We start from the raw sequence: 22409 nt of genomic DNA on the forward strand, positions 1-22409 counted from the left end.
GGAGACCGAACGCACGATGACCCTGCTGGGGGCCTCGCGCGTCGACGAACTCGGACGCAGGCACGTCGAATTGCATGCACCGCGTTCGCACACCGAACAGACTGCCCCTGCACCTGTGCATGCGCACGGGAAAGCCTCCATTTACCCCGCGCACGCGGCTGCCTAGATTGCGTATTCGCTCGTAGAGACACACAACACAACGAAGGAGACCATGAAAGCCACTCGCCAATCCCGTCCGTCCCGCCGCACGCCCCTGGGCCTTGCAGCGGCCGCCGCAGCCATCGCGCTGGCCGTTCCCGCCGCCCAGGCGCAGGACAAGCCGGTGCAGCTCAAGCTGTCGAGCTGGGTGYCCGCGCAGCACCCGCTCAACCCCGCGCTGCAGGCGTGGGCCGACGACATCAAGAAGGAGTCGGGCGGCACCATCACCGCGATCCTCTTTCCGTCGGAGCAGCTCGGCAAGGCATTCGACCACTACGACATGGCACGCGACGGCATCGCCGATTTCTCGTACGTGAACCCCGGCTACCAGCCGGGTCGCTTCCCGGTGATGGCGGGTGCCTCGCTGCCTTTCCTCTTCGCCAACGGCAAGGAAGGCTCGGCCGCCATCGACGCCTGGTACCGCAACTACGCGGCCAAGGAAATGAAGGACGTGAAGTACTGCTTCGCCTTCGTGCACGACCCCGGCACCTTCCACTCGCGCAAGAAGATCACCGTGCCCGGCGACGTGAAGGGCATGAAGGTGCGTCCGGCCACCAGCACCGTGGGCCAGCTCATCACCTCGCTGGGCGGCACCAACGTGCAGGCCTCGGCGCCCGAGTCGCGCGACATGCTGGAGCGCGGCGTGGCCGACGCCATCACCTTCCCGTGGGGCTCCATCGGCCTGTTCGGCATCGACAAGGTCGTGAAGTACCACATGGACGTGCCGCTGTACGTCACGCCCTTCGTGTGGGTGATGAACAAGGGCAAGTACGACGCGATGTCCACCGCGCAGAAGAAGGTGATAGACGACCACTGCACCAGCGAGTGGGCGCAGAAGGTGGCCGGGCCGTGGGCCGACTTCGAGTTCGCGGGGCACGCCAAGATGGCGGCGCTGCCGGGCCACGAGATCTACAAGCTCACGCCCGAACAGCTCGATGCATGGCGCAAGGCGGCTGCGCCTTCGGAGGCGCAGTGGGCCGAGAGCGTGAAAAAGGTTGGCGAAGACCCGAAGGCAGTGATGGACGCGCTCAAGGCCAGCCTCGCCAAATACAAGTCCGCCCTGTAACTGTTGCTCGCCCCCAGGCTGCGCGCACTTCGTGTCGCTTCGCCCCCCTACCGGGGGCGGGCCGGCCGCCTCGGGCGGCCGTGCGCGGCGGCCCCTTGAAAAAGAATGGAGACAAATGGCTCAACGCTCAGCCAACCTCATGGACCGCGCGATCAACACGATTGAGTGGCTTGCCGCCATCTTTGTGGGAATCGTCGCGCTCAACATCTTCGTGGCCGTGGTGCTGCGCAAGTTCTTCGACACCTCGATCCCCGACGCCTACGACTTCGGCCGCATGCTGCTGGGCATCCTGATCTTCTGGGGCATCGCGGCCACCAGCTACCGGGGCGGCCACATCACGGTCGACCTGGTGTGGACGGCGGCAGGACCGCGCATGAAGCGCGCCATCGACGTGTTCGCCACGCTGGTGCTGCTCTTCGTGGTGGCGGTGCAGACCATCATGCTGTTCGACAAGGTGCGCGGCACCTACGTCGACAACGTGCAGACCTACGACCTCAACATCCCGACCTGGCCTTTCTATGCCGTGGCCTGGGCCGGCGACGTGTGCGCCGTGCTGCTGATCGCCATCCGCACCTACAGGCTCATCTTCCATCCCGAACAACTCGAAGAAGTTCACGCAGAACAGAAGGCCGACGAATGAGCCCCGATGCAGTCGCAGTGTTGGGCTTCGTCGCCCTTTTCGTATTGATGCTGTTGCGCGTGCCGGTGGGCATGGCGATGGGCCTGGTCGGCGTGGTGGGCTACAGCTACCTCGTGGGCCCCGGCCCCGCGCTGAAGCTGGTGGGCCAGACCTCCATGCGCACCGTGACCGACTACACCTTCGGCGTGATACCGATGTTCATGCTGATGGGCGCGCTGGTGTCGGTCTCGGGCGTGAGCCGCGAGCTCTTCAAGGCCGCCAACTCGATGATCGGCCACCTGCGCGGCGGCCTCGGCGTGGCCACCGTGGTGGCCTGCGGCGGCTTCGCGGCGATCTGCGGGTCTTCGGTGGCCACGGCCGCGACCTTCTCGGCGGTGGCGTACCCGGAGATGCGGCGCTTCAACTACCCGCAGTCGTTCTCCACCGGCGTGATCGCCGCGGGCGGCACGCTGGGCGCGATATTGCCGCCCTCGACCGTGCTCGCGGTGTACGCCATCCTCACGCAGCAGGACATCGGCAAGCTCTTCATGGCGGGCATCGTGCCCGGCATCCTCGCGATGGCCATGTACGTGCTGACCATCGCGGTCATCGTGAAGACGCGGCCCGGCTGGCTGCCCGGCGGCGAGGTCAAGCCCTGGTCGGAGCGCCTGAAGGACCTGAAGAACGTGTGGGCGCCGCTGGTGCTGTTCGTGTTCGTCATCGGCGGCCTGTACGGCGGCTTCTTCACGCCGACCGAGGCGGGCGGCGTGGGCGCGAGCGGCGCCTTCATTCTCGGGCTGGTGCGGCGCAAGCTCGACGGCCCGAAGATCCGCGAGGCGCTGCTGTCGGCCACGCGCACGGCGGCCGCGGTGTTCACGGTGCTGATCGGCGCGCTGCTGTTCGGCTACTTCCTCACCATCACCCAGAGCCCGCAGAAGCTCACCGAATTCCTCACCGGGCTGGGCATCGGGCGCTACGGCGTGCTCGCGCTCATCATGCTCATGTACCTGGTGCTGGGCTGCCTGATGGATGCGATGGCGATGATCATCCTGACAGTGCCCATCATCTACCCGGTGATCGTGCACCTGGGCTTCGACCCCATCTGGTTCGGCGTGATCATCGTGATGACGGTGGAACTGGGGCTGATCCATCCACCGGTGGGCATGAACGTCTTCGTCATCAAGAGCGTGGTGAAGGACGTGAGCTTCACCACCATCTTCAAGGGCGTGCTGCCGTTCATCTTGACCGACATCCTGCGGCTGGTGATCCTGATCGCCTTTCCCATCATCGCCTTGTGGCTGCCGACGAAAATGGGCTGATGAGCAATAGCAACATCAAGGAAATCGTCTACACCGTGCGCGTGGAGTTCGGCGACTGCGACCCCGCCGGCATCGTCTGGTTTCCGAACTTCTTCCGCTGGATCGACGCGGCCTCGCGCCACTTCTTCGCCGAATGCGGCGTGCCCCGCTGGGAGGAAACCACGCAGACGCTGGGCGTGATCGGCACGCCGCTGGTCGACACGCACACGCGATTCGTGAAGTCCGCGAGCTACGGCGACACGCTGAGCGTCGCCGTGCGCATCATCGAGTGGCGTGAGAAGAGCTTCGTGCAGATCTACCGCGTGACGCGCGGGGACGACCTGATCCTCGAGTGCGAGGAGGTACGCATCTTCGCGGCGAAGCGCGAGGGCGGCGGGATACGGGCCGTGGCGATTCCGCCTTCGATACGAGCGCTCTGCGAATAGGCTTCAGCGCGCCTCGGCCTGAAGCTTCGCGAGCAGGCCGTCGACGCCATGGTCGATCAGGTCGAAGACTTCGATGAAGTCCTTCTGCCCGCCGTACCACGGGTCGGGCACGTCGCCGTCGATGTCCTCGGCGTACTCGGTGAACAGGTGGATCTTGTCTTCTGTTCCAGCAGGAGCCAGCCTGCGCAGCGCGGCGCAATGCTGGGCGGCCATGCCGATGATCAGGTCGAAGCGATTGAAGTCGGATCTTTTCACCTGCCGCGCGACGTGCGCGTGCATCTCGATGCCGCGCCGCTTGGCCTCGGCCACCGAACGCCGGTCGGGCGGGTTGCCGCGCTCCTCGTCGGAGATGGCGGCGCTGTCGACTTCAACGGTGAAGCCCGTGGCGCGGGCCTTGTACATGAGCAGGGTGTGGGCCGTGGGCGAGCGGCAGATGTTGCCGGTGCAGATGAACAAAACTGACGGTGTCTTCATCGGAACGAATGCTGATTGAAAGGTTCGCTTCACATGCCCTGCTGCAATCGCAACACTGAGGCAACAAGCCCTCGAACCGCATCGTAGAACACCCTCTCGCGGGTTGACGCACCCGTGATGCGGTGCAACAATCCGGAAATCTTCATTTCGGAGCCCGTGCGTGGACAGTGCCAGTTGGATCAGTGACAAGACGCGTGCCTCGGCAGGCGTGACACATCCGGCCCTCTAGCGCAGGCTTCTCCCGCGCTGCGTGCCGGTCGTTGCACACAGCGTGACCCGTTTGCCATTCCGGCGAGCGGCTCCCCTCCTCCCGATTCCCGTCGTTCTCGTCACTGACTATTTCAGTCAGCTTGCGTGCGTCCGTGCGCGAGGCCCTTCTGTGCGAAGGAGCCTTGTCATGCGTCACTTTCATCTTCGTCGTCAGCCGCGCGAGCAGCAGCGTGCTCGCCCGTCGGCGCACGTGCCTGCGCACGCTGCCCCAGTGGCGGCGGAATCAGCACCGGCCGTGGATGCCACGCTCGACCAGGCCGCGGCCCTCTGGACCACGCGCCGCATCCGCAGCTATCTGCTGCTGCAGCCGATCTGCGTGCCCCGGCGCTGATCCGCGCTTCGAGCCTCTTCCTTTCGAGCAAATCTCAAGCAACCCAGGAGCACACCATGGACCCCGCCTCTTGTCGGCGCCATAGCGCGCCCCCTTCGCCAAGACCTATTCCAACAACGACGCGGCCCGCTGCCGCGCCTCGCAGAGGGTTGCGCCCGGCCGGCTGATCGGCGCCGGGGTTCTCCTTCGGCGGGCGCCAGTGGCGGCCGCTCCGAAGGAGAACATCATGAAGAACGTACTCAAGTCCTTTTTCGAAAGCTTCCTGCGCAGCCGCCACATGCTGCACCACTTCGAGCGCTGGCAGACGCTGCTGGGCTCGAAGCCTGTCGGAACCGGCTCCATCAGCATGCCGCCCGACATCGCGAAGGCCCTGAACGCGGCCTCGCGCACCGATGCCGGCGAGATGCTGGTCAAGCTCGGCAGCTCGCCGCGCGGCCTCAGCGAGGGCCACGCGCAGGTACTGCGCAAGCGCCTGGGCAGCAACGAGGTTCGTCACGAGCAGCCGCTGCGCTGGTGGCAGCACCTGTGGCAGTGCTACCGCAACCCGTTCAACCTGCTGCTGACGGTGCTGGCGCTGGTCTCCTACGTCACCGAGGACATGAAGGCCACGCTGGTGATCGGCAGCATGGTGGTGCTGTCGACGGTGCTGCGTTTCCTGCAGGAGTCGCGCTCCAACAAGGCCGCCGACCGGCTCAAGGCGATGGTGAGCAACACCTCCACCGTGCTGCGCCCCGCGCCGGGCCACAAGGAAGGCACGGCCGGCGACGAGGGCTTCGACACCACGCATGCCGGCACGGTGCGCGTCGAAGTGCCGATGCGCGACCTGGTACCGGGCGAAGTGATCGCACTGTCTGCCGGCGACATGATCCCGGCCGACTGCCGCCTGCTCACGGCCAAGGACCTGTTCATCAGCCAGTCCGCGCTGACGGGTGAGGCCATGCCGGTCGAGAAGTTCGTGGTCGACCGCGGCAACCACGCTGCTGGCGTCCTCGAACGCGAGAACCTGCTCTTCATGGGCACCAACGTGATCAGCGGCACCGCCACCGCGCTGATCGTGCACACCGGCGACCGCACCTTCTTCGGCGCGCTGGCCCAGCGCGTGACGGCCACCGACCGCGGCACCAGCGCCTTCGAGGCGGGCATCAACCGCGTGAGCTGGGTGCTGATCCGCTTCATGCTGGTGATGGCGCCGCTGGTGCTGGTGATCAACGGCGTGGCCAAGGGCGACTGGTGGGAGGCGGCGCTGTTCGCGCTATCGATCGCGGTCGGCCTCACGCCCGAGATGCTGCCGATGATCGTGACCGCCACGCTGGCCAAGGGAGCGGTCGTGATGTCGCGCCAGAAGGTGATCGTCAAAAGGCTCGAAGCCATCCACAACTTCGGCGCCATGGACGTGCTGTGCACCGACAAGACCGGCACGCTGACGCAGGACCGCATCGTGCTCGAGCGCCACACCAACGCATGGGGCGAGCAGTCCGACCACGTGCTGCAGCTGGCCTACCTCAACAGCTTCCACCAGACGGGGCTGAAGAACCTGCTCGACAAGGCCGTGCTGAGCCACGCCGAGATGCAGCTCGAGACCCGCCTGCAGACGGCCTACCGCAAGATCGACGAAGTGCCCTTCGACTTCTCGCGCCGCCGCATGTCGGTGGTGGTGGCCAACGGCGGCAGCGAGCACCTGCTGATCTGCAAGGGCGCACTCGAAGAGATCCTCTCGGTGTGCACCTCGGTCGAACGCGGTGCTGAAGTGCTGGCACTCGACGCCGACGTGCTCGCGCGCATCCACAGCGTGGCATCGGAGCTCAACGCCCAGGGCCTGCGCGTGGTGGCCGTGGCCAGCCGCTCGCTGAAGCTCGAGGAGCAGAAGCCGGCCTACGGCGTGGCCGACGAGTCGGGGCTCACGCTGCTCGGATACGTGGCCTTCCTCGATCCGCCGAAGGAATCGACCGCACCCGCGCTGCGAGCGCTGGCCGATCACGGCGTGGCGGTGAAGGTGCTGACGGGCGACAACGAGCTGGTCACGCGCAAGGTCTGCGCCGACGTGGGCCTCGAAGTCGGCCGCATCGTTCTCGGTGGCGAGATCGAGGAGATGGCCGACGCCGACCTGAAGCTGGTCGTCGAGGCGCACCAGGTCTTCGCCAAGCTCACGCCCGCGCACAAGGAGCGCATCGTGCACGCGCTGCATGCCAACGGGCACGTGGTGGGCTTCATGGGCGACGGCATCAACGATGCGCCCGCGCTGCGAGCCGCGGACATCGGCATCTCGGTGGACAGCGCGGTGGACGTGGCCAAGGAATCGGCCGACATCATCCTGCTGGAGAAGAGCCTGATGGTGCTGGAGCAAGGCGTCGTCCAGGGCCGCCGCACCTTCGCGAACATGCTCAAGTACATCAAGCTCACCGCGAGCTCGAACTTCGGCAACGTGTTCTCGGTGCTGGTGGCCAGCGCCTTCCTGCCCTTTTTGCCGATGCTGCCCCTGCACCTGCTGGTGCAGAACCTGCTGTACGACGTGTCGCAGATCGCGATCCCGTTCGACAACGTGGACGACGAGTTCCTCAAGAGCCCGCAGCGCTGGAACCCGGCCGACCTGGGCCGCTTCATGGTGTTCTTCGGCCCGCTGAGCTCGGTGTTCGACATCCTCACGTTCACCGTGATGTGGTTCGTCTTCGCGGCCAACTCGGTGGACCACCAGACGCTCTTCCAGTCGGGCTGGTTCGTCGAGGGCCTGCTGTCGCAGACGCTGATCGTGCACCTGATCCGCACCCGCAAGATCCCCTTCCTGCAAAGCCGCGCCGCATGGCCGCTGCTGATCATGGGCGCGGCCATCGCCGCCGTGGGCATCTGGCTGCCGATGGGGCCGCTGTCGCACTACTTCAAGCTCCAGGCCCTGCCGCTGGCGTACTTCCCCTGGCTGGTGGCGATGCTGCTGGGCTATGCGCTGCTGACGCAGGCTGTGAAGGGGTGGTATGCGCGCAGGTACGGGTGGCAGTGACCACTTGCGGCCGCGCGGTTTCGTGACATGTTCATGACACCCGGCGGCTGCAAACTGCGGCATCAACAAGACAAGAAGAAGGATTCCATCGATGCAAGCCATCCAGAACATCAACCTGAGCTCGCTGCTCGACACCCTGGTCAGCGTGGCCGCCGCCTTCATCCTCGGCTCGGTGATCGGCCTGGAGCGCCAGATACGGCAGCGCACGGCCGGCTTGCGCACCAACACGCTGGTGGCCATGGGAGCAGCAGTGTTCGTCGACATGGCCTACCGGCTCGACGGCAGCGGCGGTGCCGTGCGCGTGGTGGCCTATGTGGTGTCGGGCATCGGCTTCCTGGGCGCGGGCGCGATCATGAAGGAAGGTGCCAACGTCACGGGGCTGAACACGGCGGCGACGCTGTGGGGGTCGGCGGCGGTGGGCGCCTGCGCGGGCGCGGACCTGCTTGGCGAAGCGCTGATCGCGGCGCTGTTCGTGCTGGCCAGCAACACGCTGCTGCGGCCGGTGGTGAACCGCATCAACCGCCAGCCGATCAGCGAGGAGAGCAGCGAAGCGACGTACGTGGTGCGGGTGATCTGTTCGCGCGCGGCGCGGCCCGACGTGCTCGACCAGTTGCTGGTGCTGCTGGAGGCCGCGAACTACCCGGTGCGCGATGTCGACCAGCACCCGTTCGGGCCGGCCGATACCGAGATCGGTGCAACGCTCTATGCGACGGCGGTCGAGCCCGAGGAACTCGACCGTGTCATCGAGGAACTGGAAGCACTCGACGGCGTGCAGCAGGCCTTCTGGAATGCCACCGCCGAGGAGTGAGGCCCGAGTGAGCCTTAGACGCCCAGGATCGAAACAGCCTTGGTGTTCAGGTAGGCCTCGAGCGCCTCGGGGCCGCCTTCCGAGCCGTAGCCCGAATCCTTCACTCCGCCGAACGGCATTTCCGGCGAGGGCGTTGCGGGCTGGTTGATCCACAGCATGCCCAGCTCGAGCTTCTGGCTCAGCAGGTGGGCGTTCTTGATCGACTGGGTGAAGGCGTAGCCGGCCAGGCCGAAAGGCAGGCGGTTCGCTTCGGCGATCGCTTCTTCGAGCGTGTCGAAGCCGCGGATGGCGGCGATGGGGCCGAAGGGCTCGTTGTTGAACACGTCGGCGTCCAGCGGCACGTCGGTCAGCACGGTGGGGGCGAAGAAGTTGCCGGCATCGCCGACGCGTTCGCCGCCGGTCGCGACCGTGGCGCCCTTCTTGYGGGCGTCTTCCAGCACGTGGGCCATGGCCGTGAGGCGGCGCGCATTGGCCAGCGGGCCGAGGTTGGTGCCTTCGGCGAGGCCGTCGCCGAGCTTCAGGCCTTCGGCGTGCTTGACCAGCAGGCTGGCGAACTCGTTGCGCAGGCTGTTGTGCACCAGGAAGCGGGTCGGCGAGATGCAGACCTGGCCCGCATTGCGGAACTTGGCGGCACCGGCGGCCTTCACGGCCAGCGCCACGTCGGCGTCTTCGGCGACGATGACCGGGGCATGGCCGCCGAGCTCCATCGTCACGCGCTTCATGTGCTGGCCGGCCAGCGCGGCCAGTTGCTTGCCGACCGGGGTCGAGCCAGTGAAGGTGACCTTGCGGATGATCGGGTGGGCGATCAGGTAGTTCGAGATTTCGGCGGGGTTGCCGAACACCAGGCCCACCACGCCGGGCGGGATGCCCGCGTCGACGAAGGCGCGCAGCAGCGCGGCGGGCGAAGCCGGGGTTTCCTCGGGCGCCTTCACCAGGAACGAGCAGCCGGTGGCCAGCGCGGCACCGAGCTTGCGCACGATCTGGTTGATCGGGAAGTTCCAGGGCGTGAAGGCGGCGACGGGGCCCAGGGGCTCCTTGAGCACCAGCTGCTGCGCGGCCAGGTTGCGCGAGGGCACGATGCGGCCGTAGACGCGGCGGCCTTCGTCGGCGAACCATTCGATGATGTCGGCGGCAGCCATGGTCTCGACCTTGGCCTCGCCCAGCGGCTTGCCCTGCTCCTGCGTGAGCAGCTGGGCGATTTCGAGGGAGCGTTCGCGGATCAGGCCCGCGGCGCGGCGCATGACGGCAGCGCGCTCGTTGGCGGGGGTGTTGCGCCAGGTTTCGAAGCCGCGCTGCGCGGCGGCCAGGGCGCGGTCGAGGTCGGCGATGCTGGCATGCGCCACCTTGCCGATGGCCTTGCCGGTGGCGGGGTTCACGACGTCCAGCGTCTTGCCGCCGGTAGCGTCGACCCACTCGTTGTCGATCAGCAGGCGGGTGTCGGTGTAGGTGACGGTCATGGCGAGCTATTCCTTCAGAACTGGATGATGAAAAGAAGAATGGGGAATTCTGGGTGTGCGGCGCGGCCCGGAGGGAGGCGACAGCGGCGGCGGCCATGGGCCGCCGGGGGCATAGATTAACCCGAGTTCACAAACCTCGCCGGCCAGCGGCCACCGGCGTGGGCTCGGAACGGTCATGCGCGCCGAACATAATCGCCGCCCAACCAACACGAAGAGGGATCAGAGGAACCATGCACGCGACACTGCGCAACAACCTGTTTTTCATCAAGGAACACGTCGGCATCTTCAAGGCGGCCAACAACTACGACATCTTCGACCCGCACTCGCAGCAGAAGATTCTGGAATGCCGCGAGCCCGACCTGGGCTTCTTCAGCAAGCTGCTGCGCTTCACCGACTACAAGCGCTTCACGCCCTTCAACGTGGTGGTATCGACGCCCGAGGGGCGGAAGGTGCTGTCGGTCAGGCGAGGCGTTTCCATCTTCCTGTCGAAGGTGGAGGTGCTGGACGAGAACGACCGGCTGGTCGGCTCGTTCAAGCAGAAGCTCTTTTCCATCGGCGGCAAGTTCGACGTGCTCGACGCGCAGGAGCAGGTCGTCTGCACGCTCAGGGGCAAGTGGACCAGCTGGGACTTCCGCTTCGTGCAAGGCAGCACCGAGCTCGCCGCCGTGTCCAAGAAGTGGGCGGGGCTGGGCAAGGAGCTCTTCACCACCGCCGACAACTACATGCTGTCGATCGACCCGGGCGTGCCGGCCAACGACGCCCGCCGCCTGCTGATCATGGCGGCGGTGATGTGCATCGACATGGTGCTGAAGGAGTAGCGGGCGCTTTCCCTCCTCCTTCAGAGAACCAGCAGCGCGCGGAAATCGTTGACGTTGGTGTTCGTGGGGCCCGTCACGAACAGGTCGCCGATGGCGTCGAAGTAGCCATAGGCGTCGTTGCGGTCGAGGTGGTCGGACAGCTTCTTTCCGGCGGCCGCGGCGCGCGCCAGCGTGTCGGGCGTGACGAAGGCACCGGCGTTGTCTTCCACGCCGTCGATGCCGTCGGTGTCGGCGGCCAGCGCCCACACCCGCGACTGGCCCATCAGCGCGCCGGCCAGTCCCATGCTGAACTCGCCGGCCCGCCCGCCCCGGCCCTTGGCCTGGCCCGGCTGGCGCGGGCGGATCGTGACGGTGGTCTCGCCGCCCGAAAGAATCACGCAGGGCCGCGCGAAGGGCTCGCCACGGTGCGCCACGGCACGCGCCAGTGCAGCGTGCACCTTGCCGACCTCGCGCGATTCGCCTTCCATTTCGTCGCTGAGGATGTGCGCCTCGATGCCGACCTCGCGCGCTGCCCGCGCCGCCGCTTCGAGCGACTGCTGGGGCGTGGCGATCATGTGCGTCTCGTGGCCCTTGAAGACGGCGTCGTCCGGCTTGGGCGTTTCGAGTTCGCCGCTTTCGAGCCGGGCACGCACCGGCGCGGGCACCTCGATGCCGTAGCGGTCGAGGATGGCCRGCGCGTCGGCGCAGCTGGTGGCGTCGGGCACCGTCGGGCCGCTGGCGATGACGGCCGGGTCGTCGCCGGGCACGTCGCTGATGGTCAGCGTCACCACGCGGGCCGGGGCGCATGCCGCCGCCAGCCGGCCGCCCTTGATGCGCGACAGGTGCTTGCGCACGCAGTTCATCTCGCCGATGCCGGCGCCGCTTTCGAGCAGTTGCTTGTTGATGCGCTGCTTGTCGGCCAGCGTCAGCCCCTCGGCCGGCAGCACCAGCAGCGACGAGCCGCCGCCGGAGATGAGGCACAGCACGAGGTCGTCGGCCGTGAGGCCCCGCGTCAGCGCAAGGATACGCTCGGCCGCCTGCTGGCCCGCCGCGTCGGGCACGGGGTGCGCGGCCTCGACGATCTCGATGCGCCGCGGCAGCCCCTCGGGGCGCGGCGGAATGTGGTCATAGCGCGTGACGACCAGTCCCGACAGCGGTGCATCAGCCGGCCACAGGGCCTCGAGCGCCTGCACCATCGAACCGCCGGCCTTGCCCGCGCCCAGCACAAGCGTGCGGCCCTTGGGTGGCGGCGGCAGGTGGGCGCCGAGGGTGGACAACGGCAGCGCGCGGTCCACCGCCACGCGGTAGAGATGCTCGAGGAAGGCGCGCGGAGCTTCGCGCGGATCGGGGGCGGGGCCGAAGGCTGGGGTCGATGCGGTCGTCATTGCTGCTTTGTCTCCAATCCGGCGATTGTGCTGCGGACCGCGACCGGTCCCGCTTGCCGCCGGTCAACTTTCCGTCTGATTAGTTGGTCTTCGCGCCGCCCTGGAACCAGCGGCCGATGAGGGCCCGCTCTTCGTCGGTGATGCCCGTGGCGTTGTTCATCGGCATGATCTTGGTGACCACCACCTGCTGGTAGATGGCCTGCGCATGGGCCGCCACCTGCTCGGGCGAATCGACCCGCACGTTCTTCATCTGCACGGCGGGGCCGTGGCACATGAAGCAGCGCTGCTCGAGCACCTTCTGCACGTCCTTGAACGGCACGGCGGGCGCTGCGGCGGCAGCCACGGCGGGCGCCGCCACGGGTTCGGGCTTCATCCAGACGATGGTCAGGCCCAGCACCACGATGCCGACCAACGCATACGGCAGCGGATTGCCCGCGTTGCCCAGCTTGAAGCGGTGCCGCACCACGAAGAACTGCCGGATGGCCGCGCCGCCGAGCATGATCAGCAGCAGCACGATCCAGTTGTACTTGTGCGTGTAGGTGAAGCTGTAGTGGTTGCTCAGCATCGCGAACAGCACCGGCAGCGTGAAGTAGGTGTTGTGCACGCTGCGCTGCTTGCCGCGCTGGCCGTGCACCGGGTCGACCGGCTTGCCTTCGCGCAGCGCCGCCACGTTCTTGCGCTGGCCGGGGATGATCCAGAAGAACACGTTGCCGCTCATGGTCGTGGCCATCATGGCGCCCACCAGCAGGAAGGCCGCGCGGCCCGCGAACCAGTGGCAGGCCAGCCAGGTGGCGAAGGCGATGAAGATGGCAATCAGCACACCGACGATGGTGTCGCCGTGCTTGCGGCGCCCGAAGATCTGGCAGATGCCGTCGTAGACCATCCAGAACACCACGAAGAAGGCCAGCGCCACGGCAATGGCGGCGCCGGGCTGCCAGTCCATCTTCGACTTGTCGATGAGATAGGTGCTCGCGTTCCACAGGTACGACATCGTGAAGAGCGAGAAACCCGTGATCCAGGTGGAGTAGCTCTCCCAGTACGACCAGTGCAGGTGGTCCGGCAGCTTCTTGGGCGCCAGCGCGTACTTCTGCATGTTGTAGAAGCCGCCGCCGTGCACGGCCCACTGCTCGCCGCCCACGCCCTTGTCGAGCGATTCCTGGTCCTGCGGCTTCTCGAGGCTGTTGTCCAGCATCACGAAGTAGAAGGAGGCGCCGATCCAGGCGATGGCGGTGATGACGTGGACCCAGCGCAGCAGCAGGTTGGCCCAGTCGAGGTAGTAGCTTTCCATGTGCTCTCTCTCATCAGACGTGAATGAACCTACTGCGCGTCCCGATCTCGCATCTGCGGTCCTCACCGTACCTGGGTACGGTTCCGGTCCTCGACGCGACCTCGGGCCGCTCGCTACGGTTCCTTCACATCTGCGTAACCCAGCTGGCGCGAGGGGACGCCGGCGAGGGGTTTCAGCCTGCTCACCACCGCGGGCGCTGTAAGCAGAGAAAGTGCCGCGAACGCAGGCTCCATGAAGAAATGGGCCTCGCTCCGCTGCGGCTTGTTGTGGACCGAAAGTGTATACAGTTTTGGCAAGGGGCGGGGTGCTTTTTTGGGGCGCGACCGCCGGGAAAACCCTGTTCAGCCCAGCGATTGCAACAACTGTGCCGCCACCGCCACTGCGATCACCTCGGGCTCCTTGCCCGTGATGCCGGGCACGCCGATCGGGCAGGTGATGCGGGCCAGTTCGTCCGCCGTGAAGCCGCGCGCCGCCAGCCGGTGGCTGAAGGTGGCCCACTTGGTCTTGCTGCCGATCAGGCCGATGTAGGGCAGGTCGCCGCGCTCGCGCAGGCGCTTCAGGCAGGCGATGACGATGTCGAGGTCTTCGGCATGGCTGAAGCTCATGATGAGCACGCGGCTGCCTGGCGCGAGCGCGGCCACGGCGTCCTGCACCGGCTCGGAATGCTCGGTGTCGATCTGCGCCGGCAGCTCTTCGGGGAAGACGCCGTCGCGGCTGTCGATCCAGCGTACCGAGAACGGCAGCGTCGACAGAAGGCGTGCCAGCGCCGCGCCCACGTGGCCGCCGCCGAAGAGGGCCACGGGCTCGAGTTGCGCGAGCAGATCCTGCTGCAGCCTCGGTGCATCGGCGGCCGTGATGCGTTCATAAGAGAGGACCATCACCCCGCCGCAGCACTGCCCCAGGCTGGGCCCGAGCGGATAGCGCTGGATGCCGTCGAAGGGCCTGCGCGTGCCGGCCAGCAGCTCGCGCGCTTCCCTGGTCGCCTGGAACTCCAGTTGCCCGCCGCCGATGGTGGCGGTGAGGCCGTCGGCCCACACGGCCATCCAGGTGCCGGCCTCGCGCGGTGCCGAGCCCTGCGTGGACTCGACGCGCACCAGCACCGCGTCTTCGTGGCGCAGGCGCGCCAGCAATTGATCGACCGCACCGCTCATCGTCATCGATACCTTCGGTTGCCGGGCGCGCGACGACTCACGGTATAAACCCGGCCATGAATCGCCAGCTTACGCCTCGCCGCCTCGCACTTGCAGCTTCTGTTGTTTCGGCCCTGTGGCTCGCAGGCTGCGGTTCCACCGGGTCGGTTCCCGGCCAACTGAGCGGAGCCAGCGCCGATGTCGGGGCCGGGCCGGTACCGCTCGCCTCCAGCGCTTCTTCCCCACGCGCCTATCGCCGCGACGCCGCGCGCCATATCTACGACGCCAACCGCTCGCGCATCTACAAGGGCCAGCTGCCGCCGGTGCTGTACGCGGTCGGCACGCTCGAAGTGAACATCGACGCGGGCGGCAAGGTGCGCTCGATGCACTGGCTGCGCGCGCCCAGGCATGCACCCGAAGTGATCGCCGAGATCGAGCGCACGGTGCTGAAGGCATCGCCCTTTCCTCCGGCAACGCGCCTGGGCTCCGTCACCTGGACGGACACCTGGCTGTGGGACGAAAGCGGCCGCTTCCAACTCGACACCTTGACCGAAGGCCAGCAACAAGGCGACTGAAGCCCCGGCTCAGGAGCCTCGGTACGTGGAATAGCTCCACGGGCTCACGAGCAGCGGCACGTGGTAGTGCTGGTCGGTGTGGGCCACGCCGAAGTCCAGCGACACCTTGTTCAGGAAGTTCGGCTCCGGCAGCTTGACGCCGAGGGCCCTGAAGTAGCCGGCCACGTCGAACACCAGGCGGTAGGTGCCGACCTTCAGCGAGTTGTTGTCGTACAGCGGGCCATCGCTGCGGCCGTCCGAATTCAGCTTGAAGCGCTTCACCAGCGTGGCGGCGTCGCCGTCGGTGGTGTACAGCGCGACCTCCATGCCGGCCGCGGGGCCGCCGTGCATCGTGTCCAGTACGTGAGTGCTCAGGCCCATGGGGCGCTCCTTGAAAGTCCGAAAAGCTCGGATCGGTGGGTGCGGGAAATTCCGGTGGACAAAAGTGTATACAGTTACTGGCTTTGGGTCTATCATGAAAAACATGGAGTCCTCCACCACCCGTTCGATCGTCGATGCCCTCACGAAGGCCATCGTCGAGCACCGGCTTCAGCCCGGCACCAAGCTGGCCGAGCAGAAGCTGGCCGATCACTTCGGCGTCTCGCGCACGCTGGTGCGCCAGGCGCTGTTCCAGCTCTCGCAGAACAAGCTCATCCGCCTGGAACCCGCGCGCGGCGCCTTCGTGGCCGCGCCGGCGGTCGACGAGGCCAAGCAGGTGTTCGCGGTGCGCCGCATGCTTGAGGCCGAGATGACGCGCGAGTTCGTGCGCACCGTCACCCCGGCCAAGATCAAGGCGCTGAAGGAGCACGTGGCGCTCGAGAAGTCCGCCGTGTCGGGCGAGGACATCTCCGGGCGCACCGAGCTGCTGGGCGACTTCCACGTGCGCATGGCCGAGCTCATGGGCAACCAGGTGCTGGCGCAGATCCTCGGCGAGCTCATCTCGCGCTGCGCCCTCATCACGCTGATGTACCAGAGCGCCAGCGCGGCCGAGCACTCCAACGACGAGCACGCCGACATCGTGAAGGCGCTCGCCGCACGCGACGAGGAGCGCGCCGTTCGCCTCATGACCGAACACCTCGAGCACGTCGAGGCCAACCTCACCTTCGACCGCAAGGTCCCGACCAACGACATCTCGCTGGCGCTGTCCTGATCCACACAATGACCGTCTACGACTCCACCCTGCCCTACCCGCGCGACCTGATCGGCTACGGCCGCAACCCGCCCCACGCGCAATGGCCCGGCGGCGCGCGCGTTGCCGTGCAGTTCGTGCTGAACTACGAGGAAGGCGGCGAGAACGCCACGCTGCATGGCGACGCGGGCTCCGAGCAGTTCCTCTCCGAGATGTTCAACCCGGCGAGCTTTCCCGACCGACACATCAGCATGGAAGGCATCTACGAATACGGCTCGCGCGCCGGCGTGTGGCGCATCCTGCGCGAGTTCGAGAAGCGCGGCCTGCCGCTCACCGTGTTCGGCGTGGGCATGGCGCTGCAGCGCTACCCCGAGCTGACCACCGCCTTCAAGGAACTGGGCCACGAGATTGCCTGCCACGGCTGGCGCTGGATCCACTACCAGAACCTCGACGAAGCCACCGAGCGCGAGCACATGCGCCTGGGCATGGAAGCCATCGAGAAGCTCACCGGCGAGCGCGCCGTGGGCTGGTACACCGGCCGCGACAGCCCCCGCACCCGCCGCCTCGTGGCCGACTACGGCGGCTTCGAGTACGACAGCGACTACTACGGCGACGACCTCCCCTTCTGGATGAAGGTTCAGAAGACCGACGGCACCGTGGTGCCGCAGCTCATCGTGCCCTACACGCTCGACTGCAACGACATGCGCTTCGCGCTGCCTCAGGGCTACTCGCACGCCGACCCGTTCTTCCAGTACATGAAGGACACCTTCGACGCCCTCTATGCCGAAGGCGACCCGAACGGCGACGACAGCCCGAAGATGATGAGCATCGGCATGCACTGCCGCCTGCTCGGTCGCCCCGGTCGCATCACCGCGCTGCAGCGCTTCCTCGATCACATCGCCACGCACGACAAGGTGTGGGTCTGCCGCCGCGTCGACATCGCGCGCCATTGGAAGCAAGCGCACCCCTTCGAAGCCGGAGCCGCATCATGAGCCTCACCATCGCCCAACTCAACACCGCGGCGCCGGCCGAAGCCGTCGCGCTGCTCGACGGCATCTACGAGCACTCGCCCTGGATCGCCGAACGCGCGCTCGCCGCACGCCCCTTCCGCTCGCTCGCGCACCTCAAGCACGCGCTGGTGCAGGCACTGGCCGGCTCGTCGGCCGACGAACAGATCGGCCTGATCCGCGCCCACCCGGAGCTGGCGGGCAAGGCGATGGTCAGCAAGACGCTGACGGCCGAGTCCACCAACGAGCAGAGCAAGGCCGGCCTGACCGACTGCACGCCCGATGAGTTCGCGAAGATCCAGCAGCTCAACGCCGACTACAACACCAAGTTCGGCTTTCCGTTCATCCTCGCGGTGCGCGGCCCGCGCGGCACCGGGCTGGCCAAGCGCGAGATCATCGAGACCTTCGCGCGCCGGCTGCACAACCACCCCGACTTCGAACTCGGCGAGGCGCTGCGCAACATCCATCGCATCGCCGAGATCCGCCTGGACGACAAGTTCGCCGCCGACATCACGCTCGGCAACGACGTGTGGGACTGGCACGAGCAGCTCTCGGTGCACACCGACCCCGGCTATGCCGAGAAGGGCCAGCTCACCGTCACCTACCTGACCGATGCGCACCGCGCCTGCGCCGCGCAGATCGGCGCGCTGATGCGCGACGTCGGCTTCGACTCGGTGCACATCGACGCGGTGGGCAACGTGGTGGGCCGCTACGAGGGTACGACGCCCGACGCAAAGACGCTGCTCACCGGCTCCCACTACGACACCGTGCGCAACGGCGGCAAGTACGACGGCCGCCTCGGCATCTTCGTGCCGATGGCCTGCGTGCGCGAACTCAAGCGCCGGAACAGGCGCCTGCCCTTCGCCTTCGAGGTGGTGGGCTTCGCCGAAGAGGAAGGCCAGCGATACAAGGCGACCTTCCTGGGCTCGGGCGCGCTCATCGGCCACTTCGACCAGCGCTGGCTCGACCAGAAGGACGTCGACGGCATCACCATGCGCGAGGCCATGCAGCACGCCGGCCTGAACCTGGAAGACGTTCCGAAGATCCAGCGCGACCCGGCACGCTACCTGGGCTTCGTCGAGGTGCACATCGAGCAGGGCCCGGTGCTCACCGAGCTCGACCTGCCGCTGGGCATCGTCACATCCATCAACGGCAGCGTGCGCTACGTGGGCGAGGTGATCGGCATGGCCAGCCACGCCGGCACCACGCCGATGGACCGCCGCCGCGACGCGGCAGCGGCCGTGGCCGAGCTGATCCTCTACACCGAGCAGCGCGCCGCCAAGGATGGCGACTCGGTCGGCACCGTCGGCATGCTCGAAGTGCCCAGCGGCTCGATCAACGTGGTGCCAGGGCGCTGCAAGTTCAGCCTCGACCTGCGCGCGCCCAACGACGCGCAGCGCGACGCGCTGGCCAACGACGTGGTTGCAGCGCTGAAGGACATCTGCGAGCGCCGCGGCGTGCGCTACGAGCTCGAGGAAACCATGCGCGCGGCCGCCGCTCCGAGCGCCCCCGCCTGGCAGCAGCGCTGGGAGAAGGCCGTCGATGCGCTGGGCATTCCGCTCTTTCGCATGCCCAGCGGCGCCGGCCATGACGCCATGAAGCTGCACGAGGTGATGCCGCAGGCGATGCTGTTCGTGCGCGGCATCAACTCGGGCATCAGCCACAACCCGCTCGAATCGAGCACCAACGACGACATCCAGCTCGCCGTGCAGGCCTTCCAGCTCCTGCTGGACAACCTCGCCGCCGAACAAGCCCACTGAAACACAGAAGAAAAGCCATGACCGACTACGCCAAGCTCGACGCCTGGATCGACGCCCACTTCGACGAGGAAGTGAAGTTCCTGCAGCAACTGGTGCAGGTGCCCACCGACACGCCGCCGGGCAACAACGCGCCGCATGCCGAGCGCACCGCCGAGCTGCTGAACGACTTCGGCTTCACGGCCGAAAAGCACGCCGTGCCCGCGCAGGAAGTGAAGGACTACGGCCTCGAATCGATCACCAACCTCATCGTGCGCCGCAAGTACGGCGACGGCGGCAGGACCGTCGCCCTCAACGCCCACGGCGACGTGGTGCCGCCCGGCGAAGGCTGGACGCACGACCCGTACGGCGGAGAGATCTCGGGCGGCAGCCTCTACGGCCGCGCCGCCGCAGTGAGCAAGAGCGACTTCGCCAGCTTCACCTTCGCGCTGCGCGCGCTCGAGGCGGTGGCCAAGCCGGCCAAGGGCTGCATCGAGCTGCACTTCACCTACGACGAGGAATTCGGCGGCATCCTGGGCCCGGGCTGGCTGCTCGAGAAAGGCCTGACCAAGCCCGACCTGATGATCGCGGCCGGCTTCAGCTACGAAGTGGTCACGGCCCACAACGGCTGCCTGCAGATGGAAGTGACGGTGCACGGCAAGATGGCCCACGCCGCCGTGCCGGCCACCGGCATCGACGCGCTGCAGGGCGCGACGAAGATCCTGAACGCGCTGTACGCGCAGAACGCGCTCTACAAGCAGGTCACGTCGAAGGTCGAGGGCATTACGCACCCGTACCTCAACGTCGGCCGCATCGAGGGCGGCACCAACACCAACGTGGTTCCGGGCAAGGTGGTGTTCAAGCTCGACCGCCGCATGATCCCCGAGGAGAACCCGGCGGAGGTGGAAGCCGCCATCCGCAAGGTGATCGCCGACGCGGCCGCCGAGAGCGAAGGCATCACGGTGGAGATCAAGCGCCTGCTGCTGGCCAATTCGATGAAGCCGCTGGCGGGCAACAAGCCGCTGGTCGACGCGATCCAGAAGCACGGCGGCGAGCTGTTCGGCGAACCGGTCAAGGCCATGGGCACGCCGCTGTACACCGACGTGCGCCTGTATGTGGAAGCCGGCATTCCCGGCGTGATCTACGGCGCCGGCCCGCGTACCGTGCTCGAATCGCACGCCAAGCGCAGCGATGAACGCGTGGTGCTGGAAGACCTGCGCCGCGCCACCAAGGTGATCGCGCGCACGCTCAGCGACCTGCTGGCCTGACCGGGACCGCCCGGGCCGCTCAGCCCGCCTTGGCGGCAGCCGACGCAGAACGCGCGGCATCCCACGCCATCACCTCGGCCAGCGGCGCGGGCCGCGCGAGGTGGTAGCCCTGGACCAGCCCGCAACCCAGGTTGCGCAGCACATCGAGTTCGGCCTGCGTCTCCACGCCCTCGGCGACCACCTGGACGCCCAGCGAGTGGCCGAGCTGCACGATGGCATCCACCAGCACCTCGTTGCCGGGCGAGGACGACAGGTCGAGGATGAAGCTGCGGTCGATCTTGACCTGCCGCACGTACTCGCTGCGCAGCGAAGCCAGCGACGAGAAGCCCACGCCGAAGTCGTCGACCACGATAGCCACGCCTGCAGCCGAGAGCGCATTCAAACGGCCTCGCGTGGCGTGGGTGTCCAGCGCCACCTCTTCAGTGATCTCGATCTGCAGCCGCCGTGGCGCGATGCCGCGCAGTTTCAGCATGCCGAGCACGATGTCGTCCACCGCCAGCTGCGCCATCTCGCGTGGCGAGATATTGATGGCCACCGGCACAGTCGCGAGACTGGAGCCTGCGGCCTCCAGCTTGCGCATGCCCCGGCAGACCTCGTCGACCAGGTGCCGCAGCAGCGGCTCGGCCACGCCGGTGCTCGCCGCCGCATAGATCACGTCTTCCGGCGGGATATGGCCATGGCGCGGATGGTTCCAGCGCATCAGCGCCTCCAGGCTGTGGACCTCGCTGCCGTCGCTGCTCATGATCGGCTGGTACCAGACACCGATGCTGCGCGACTCGATGGCCTGGAGCAGATCGCGCTCCACATCCCGGCGCGTGGCCAGGCGCTGGTTGAGTGCGCCGTCGAAGACCTGGTAGCGGTTGCGCCCGGTGCGCTTGGCCTCGTGCAGGGCTTCGTCGGCGAAGCTGATCATGTCGGCCACCTCGGCGTCGCCCGAGACGGAGATGCCTATGCTCACCCCGAGGTGGCCGCCGTAGTGCGCCGTGGCGAAGGAGATGGAGCGGATCAGCGCCTGCGCGATCTCCGGAGGCGCCTGGCGCTCGTCGCGCAGGCGGTAGAGCAGCGCGAACTCGTCGCCGCCCCAACGGCCCAGAACGGCCTGCATCTCGGCGGTTTCTCGCTGCAGCCAATGGGCCACGTCCTGCAGGACGCGGTCGCCAACCTTGTGGCCGAAGGCGTCGTTCACCGCCTTGAAACCGTCGAGGTCCAGCAGCAGCAGGGCGTGCCGCTGGCCGTCGGGCGCGGCGAGGTGCAGCGTGGCCGCGTCGGTGAAACCTTCGCGGTTGAGAAGGCCTGTGAGCGAATCGTGCGAGGCGCGAAAGGCCAGTTGCTGGGTTGCGTCGATCGACTGCGCGTGAGCCTTGCGCAACTGCACCGCCATGGCGGTGGCTTCGTTGCGGATGCGACTTCCCTCCCGGAAACTCCTGTCGCCGTGCACGGCGCCGCGCACCAGCGCCGCGAGGTACAGCAGCACCATCGCCGCCAGGCTCAGGTTGTCGAAACCACCCGCATACACCAGGCAGCCCGCCACCGACAGCAGCGCCGGCACGATGAAGGCGATAGGCACGAATGCATAAGGGATGCCGTAAGTGACGGCTCCCGCGCAGATACCGCACACCACCGTCAGGTAGAACACCGCCTGCGGCGAGGAATAGCCGTCGCACAACAGCGGGATGAGCGCCCAGACGCAGCCCGACACCGCCGCCATGGTCGCCGCGACGCGCAAATGCCATCCGACCGGGCGCGCATCGGGCGAAGTCGCGATGCCGTTCTCGGGAACGATGCCCGGCCACGGCGCGAAAGGCCAGCGGCAGATGTAGCTGCGCACCCCGTTCACCATGAGCGACAGCGACAGCCAGCACAGCCCTTCGAACGCGCGGCCCGCGTTGAGGGCGACCAGCGCCGCGACGCAGCTCAGCACCACGTTGATCGGAATGGCCGAGAGCACGCTGCGGCGCACCGCCACCATCTGGTCGGTGCGCACCATGCGCGACAGTACCTCATCGTCGACGGACGCGGTGAGCTGTGAGGAAGACGCGCTGGGAATCATGGAAAGCGCACAGTTTATAGAGCGCGGGCCGCATCGGTGCTCGAATGGTGCTTGGCGACAACGAACTTTCGTTCGCCTTTCATCGGAACGTCATCGCGCCAATCCA

At 67.2% G+C, this 22409-nt stretch carries 20 protein-coding genes; 13 read left to right on the top strand and 7 right to left on the bottom strand.

Annotated features, from left to right (window positions below; translation table 11 throughout):
• Positions 1-211 precede the first annotated feature (211 nt).
• The 4 genes from QMO14_RS21955 (at position 212) to QMO14_RS21970 (ending at position 3627) form a co-directional block, all read left to right on the top strand.
• Positions 212-1264: a TRAP transporter substrate-binding protein gene (locus QMO14_RS21955; protein WP_301509760.1), complete on the top strand. Its 1053-nt coding sequence runs from the start codon at positions 212-214 to the stop codon at positions 1262-1264.
• Between the two features lie 115 nt (positions 1265-1379).
• Positions 1380-1904, top strand: a complete 525-nt coding sequence (locus QMO14_RS21960) for a TRAP transporter small permease (protein ID WP_301509762.1) — start codon at positions 1380-1382, stop codon at positions 1902-1904.
• On the top strand, positions 1901-3202 hold the full coding sequence (locus tag QMO14_RS21965; RefSeq protein ID WP_301509764.1) for a TRAP transporter large permease: 1302 nt from the start codon (positions 1901-1903) through the stop codon (positions 3200-3202). The genes QMO14_RS21960 and QMO14_RS21965 overlap by 4 nt, the downstream gene beginning before the upstream one ends.
• Complete coding sequence (locus QMO14_RS21970) at positions 3202-3627, top strand: thioesterase family protein (protein WP_301509766.1); 426 nt, start codon at positions 3202-3204, stop codon at positions 3625-3627. Before QMO14_RS21965 ends, QMO14_RS21970 begins: the two co-directional genes overlap by 1 nt.
• 3 nt (positions 3628-3630) lie before the next feature.
• On the opposite strand, the gene QMO14_RS21975 is transcribed toward QMO14_RS21970, so the two are convergent.
• A complete protein-coding gene (locus QMO14_RS21975) occupies positions 3631-4101 on the bottom strand; it encodes a low molecular weight protein-tyrosine-phosphatase (protein ID WP_301509767.1) in 471 nt (156 codons plus the stop codon).
• 397 nt (positions 4102-4498) lie between these two features.
• Between QMO14_RS21975 and QMO14_RS21980 the strand changes: the two genes are divergently transcribed.
• The 3 genes from QMO14_RS21980 (at position 4499) to QMO14_RS21990 (ending at position 8502) form a co-directional block, all read left to right on the top strand.
• On the top strand, positions 4499-4702 hold the full coding sequence (locus QMO14_RS21980; protein WP_301509768.1) for a hypothetical protein: 204 nt from the start codon (positions 4499-4501) through the stop codon (positions 4700-4702).
• A gap of 226 nt (positions 4703-4928) precedes the next feature.
• The gene (mgtA, locus tag QMO14_RS21985; protein WP_301509770.1) at positions 4929-7694 is read left to right on the top strand and encodes a magnesium-translocating P-type ATPase; all 2766 of its coding nucleotides are present in this window, start codon (positions 4929-4931) and stop codon (positions 7692-7694) included.
• A 91-nt stretch (positions 7695-7785) separates the two neighbouring features.
• Entirely contained in the window at positions 7786-8502 is a 717-nt protein-coding gene (locus QMO14_RS21990) for an MgtC/SapB family protein (RefSeq protein WP_301509772.1), read from the top strand.
• A gap of 14 nt (positions 8503-8516) precedes the next feature.
• On the opposite strand, the gene QMO14_RS21995 is transcribed toward QMO14_RS21990, so the two are convergent.
• The gene (locus QMO14_RS21995) at positions 8517-9959 is read right to left on the bottom strand and encodes an NAD-dependent succinate-semialdehyde dehydrogenase (RefSeq protein ID WP_301509773.1); all 1443 of its coding nucleotides are present in this window, start codon (positions 9957-9959) and stop codon (positions 8517-8519) included.
• 230 nt (positions 9960-10189) lie between these two features.
• On the opposite strand from QMO14_RS21995, the gene QMO14_RS22000 reads away from it, so the two are divergent.
• Positions 10190-10777, top strand: a complete 588-nt coding sequence (locus QMO14_RS22000; protein ID WP_301509774.1) for a phospholipid scramblase-related protein — start codon at positions 10190-10192, stop codon at positions 10775-10777.
• A 20-nt stretch (positions 10778-10797) separates the two neighbouring features.
• Here QMO14_RS22000 and QMO14_RS22005 read toward each other — a convergent pair whose 3' ends face one another.
• From QMO14_RS22005 to xdhC, 3 genes are all read right to left on the bottom strand, one after another.
• Entirely contained in the window at positions 10798-12141 is a 1344-nt protein-coding gene (locus tag QMO14_RS22005) for a glycerate kinase (protein ID WP_301509776.1), read from the bottom strand.
• Between the two features lie 79 nt (positions 12142-12220).
• Positions 12221-13429 carry a urate hydroxylase PuuD gene (locus QMO14_RS22010; RefSeq protein ID WP_301509778.1) on the bottom strand — a complete coding sequence of 403 codons (1209 nt, stop codon included), beginning with the start codon at positions 13427-13429 and terminating at the stop codon, positions 12221-12223.
• Between the two features lie 341 nt (positions 13430-13770).
• On the bottom strand, positions 13771-14580 hold the full coding sequence (gene xdhC / locus QMO14_RS22015) for a xanthine dehydrogenase accessory protein XdhC (RefSeq protein ID WP_301509810.1): 810 nt from the start codon (positions 14578-14580) through the stop codon (positions 13771-13773).
• 56 nt (positions 14581-14636) lie between these two features.
• On the opposite strand from xdhC, the gene QMO14_RS22020 reads away from it, so the two are divergent.
• Positions 14637-15134, top strand: a complete 498-nt coding sequence (locus QMO14_RS22020) for a hypothetical protein (protein WP_301509780.1) — start codon at positions 14637-14639, stop codon at positions 15132-15134.
• Between the two features lie 9 nt (positions 15135-15143).
• Here QMO14_RS22020 and uraH read toward each other — a convergent pair whose 3' ends face one another.
• Positions 15144-15494 carry a hydroxyisourate hydrolase gene (uraH, locus tag QMO14_RS22025; RefSeq protein WP_301509782.1) on the bottom strand — a complete coding sequence of 117 codons (351 nt, stop codon included), beginning with the start codon at positions 15492-15494 and terminating at the stop codon, positions 15144-15146.
• A gap of 94 nt (positions 15495-15588) precedes the next feature.
• On the opposite strand from uraH, the gene QMO14_RS22030 reads away from it, so the two are divergent.
• Genes QMO14_RS22030 through QMO14_RS22045 form a run of 4 tightly spaced genes read left to right on the top strand, consistent with a single transcriptional unit; the run spans position 15589 to position 20253 of the window.
• Entirely contained in the window at positions 15589-16263 is a 675-nt protein-coding gene (locus tag QMO14_RS22030; RefSeq protein ID WP_093058863.1) for a GntR family transcriptional regulator, read from the top strand.
• Between the two features lie 8 nt (positions 16264-16271).
• Complete coding sequence (gene puuE / locus QMO14_RS22035; protein WP_301509788.1) at positions 16272-17234, top strand: allantoinase PuuE; 963 nt, start codon at positions 16272-16274, stop codon at positions 17232-17234.
• Entirely contained in the window at positions 17231-19009 is a 1779-nt protein-coding gene (gene uraD, locus QMO14_RS22040; RefSeq protein WP_301509790.1) for a 2-oxo-4-hydroxy-4-carboxy-5-ureidoimidazoline decarboxylase, read from the top strand. Before puuE ends, uraD begins: the two co-directional genes overlap by 4 nt.
• A gap of 17 nt (positions 19010-19026) precedes the next feature.
• Positions 19027-20253, top strand: a complete 1227-nt coding sequence (locus QMO14_RS22045; protein WP_301509792.1) for an ArgE/DapE family deacylase — start codon at positions 19027-19029, stop codon at positions 20251-20253.
• A gap of 19 nt (positions 20254-20272) precedes the next feature.
• Here the strand turns inward: QMO14_RS22045 and QMO14_RS22050 are convergent, their stop codons facing one another.
• On the bottom strand, positions 20273-22303 hold the full coding sequence (locus QMO14_RS22050) for a bifunctional diguanylate cyclase/phosphodiesterase (protein ID WP_301509794.1): 2031 nt from the start codon (positions 22301-22303) through the stop codon (positions 20273-20275).
• Positions 22304-22409 lie beyond the last annotated feature (106 nt).

Source organism: Variovorax sp. CAN15 (genome assembly GCF_030462475.1).
In the GTDB taxonomy this organism is placed as follows: domain Bacteria; phylum Pseudomonadota; class Gammaproteobacteria; order Burkholderiales; family Burkholderiaceae_C; genus Variovorax.

Coding starts and splice junctions, on each gene's coding strand:
- QMO14_RS22020 (WP_301509780.1), top strand. CDS start 14,637: ATGAATCGCCAGCTTACGCCTCGCCGCCTCGCACTTGCAGCTTCTGTT.
- QMO14_RS22010 (WP_301509778.1), bottom strand. CDS start 13,429: ATGGAAAGCTACTACCTCGACTGGGCCAACCTGCTGCTGCGCTGGGTC.
- mgtA (WP_301509770.1), top strand. CDS start 4,929: ATGAAGAACGTACTCAAGTCCTTTTTCGAAAGCTTCCTGCGCAGCCGC.
- QMO14_RS21970 (WP_301509766.1), top strand. CDS start 3,202: ATGAGCAATAGCAACATCAAGGAAATCGTCTACACCGTGCGCGTGGAG.
- QMO14_RS21975 (WP_301509767.1), bottom strand. CDS start 4,101: ATGAAGACACCGTCAGTTTTGTTCATCTGCACCGGCAACATCTGCCGC.
- uraD (WP_301509790.1), top strand. CDS start 17,231: ATGAGCCTCACCATCGCCCAACTCAACACCGCGGCGCCGGCCGAAGCC.
- QMO14_RS22050 (WP_301509794.1), bottom strand. CDS start 22,303: ATGATTCCCAGCGCGTCTTCCTCACAGCTCACCGCGTCCGTCGACGAT.
- QMO14_RS21990 (WP_301509772.1), top strand. CDS start 7,786: ATGCAAGCCATCCAGAACATCAACCTGAGCTCGCTGCTCGACACCCTG.
- uraH (WP_301509782.1), bottom strand. CDS start 15,494: ATGGGCCTGAGCACTCACGTACTGGACACGATGCACGGCGGCCCCGCG.
- QMO14_RS21965 (WP_301509764.1), top strand. CDS start 1,901: ATGAGCCCCGATGCAGTCGCAGTGTTGGGCTTCGTCGCCCTTTTCGTA.
- QMO14_RS21960 (WP_301509762.1), top strand. CDS start 1,380: ATGGCTCAACGCTCAGCCAACCTCATGGACCGCGCGATCAACACGATT.
- QMO14_RS21980 (WP_301509768.1), top strand. CDS start 4,499: ATGCGTCACTTTCATCTTCGTCGTCAGCCGCGCGAGCAGCAGCGTGCT.
- QMO14_RS22045 (WP_301509792.1), top strand. CDS start 19,027: ATGACCGACTACGCCAAGCTCGACGCCTGGATCGACGCCCACTTCGAC.
- QMO14_RS22030 (WP_093058863.1), top strand. CDS start 15,589: ATGAAAAACATGGAGTCCTCCACCACCCGTTCGATCGTCGATGCCCTC.
- xdhC (WP_301509810.1), bottom strand. CDS start 14,580: ATGAGCGGTGCGGTCGATCAATTGCTGGCGCGCCTGCGCCACGAAGAC.
- puuE (WP_301509788.1), top strand. CDS start 16,272: ATGACCGTCTACGACTCCACCCTGCCCTACCCGCGCGACCTGATCGGC.
- QMO14_RS22000 (WP_301509774.1), top strand. CDS start 10,190: ATGCACGCGACACTGCGCAACAACCTGTTTTTCATCAAGGAACACGTC.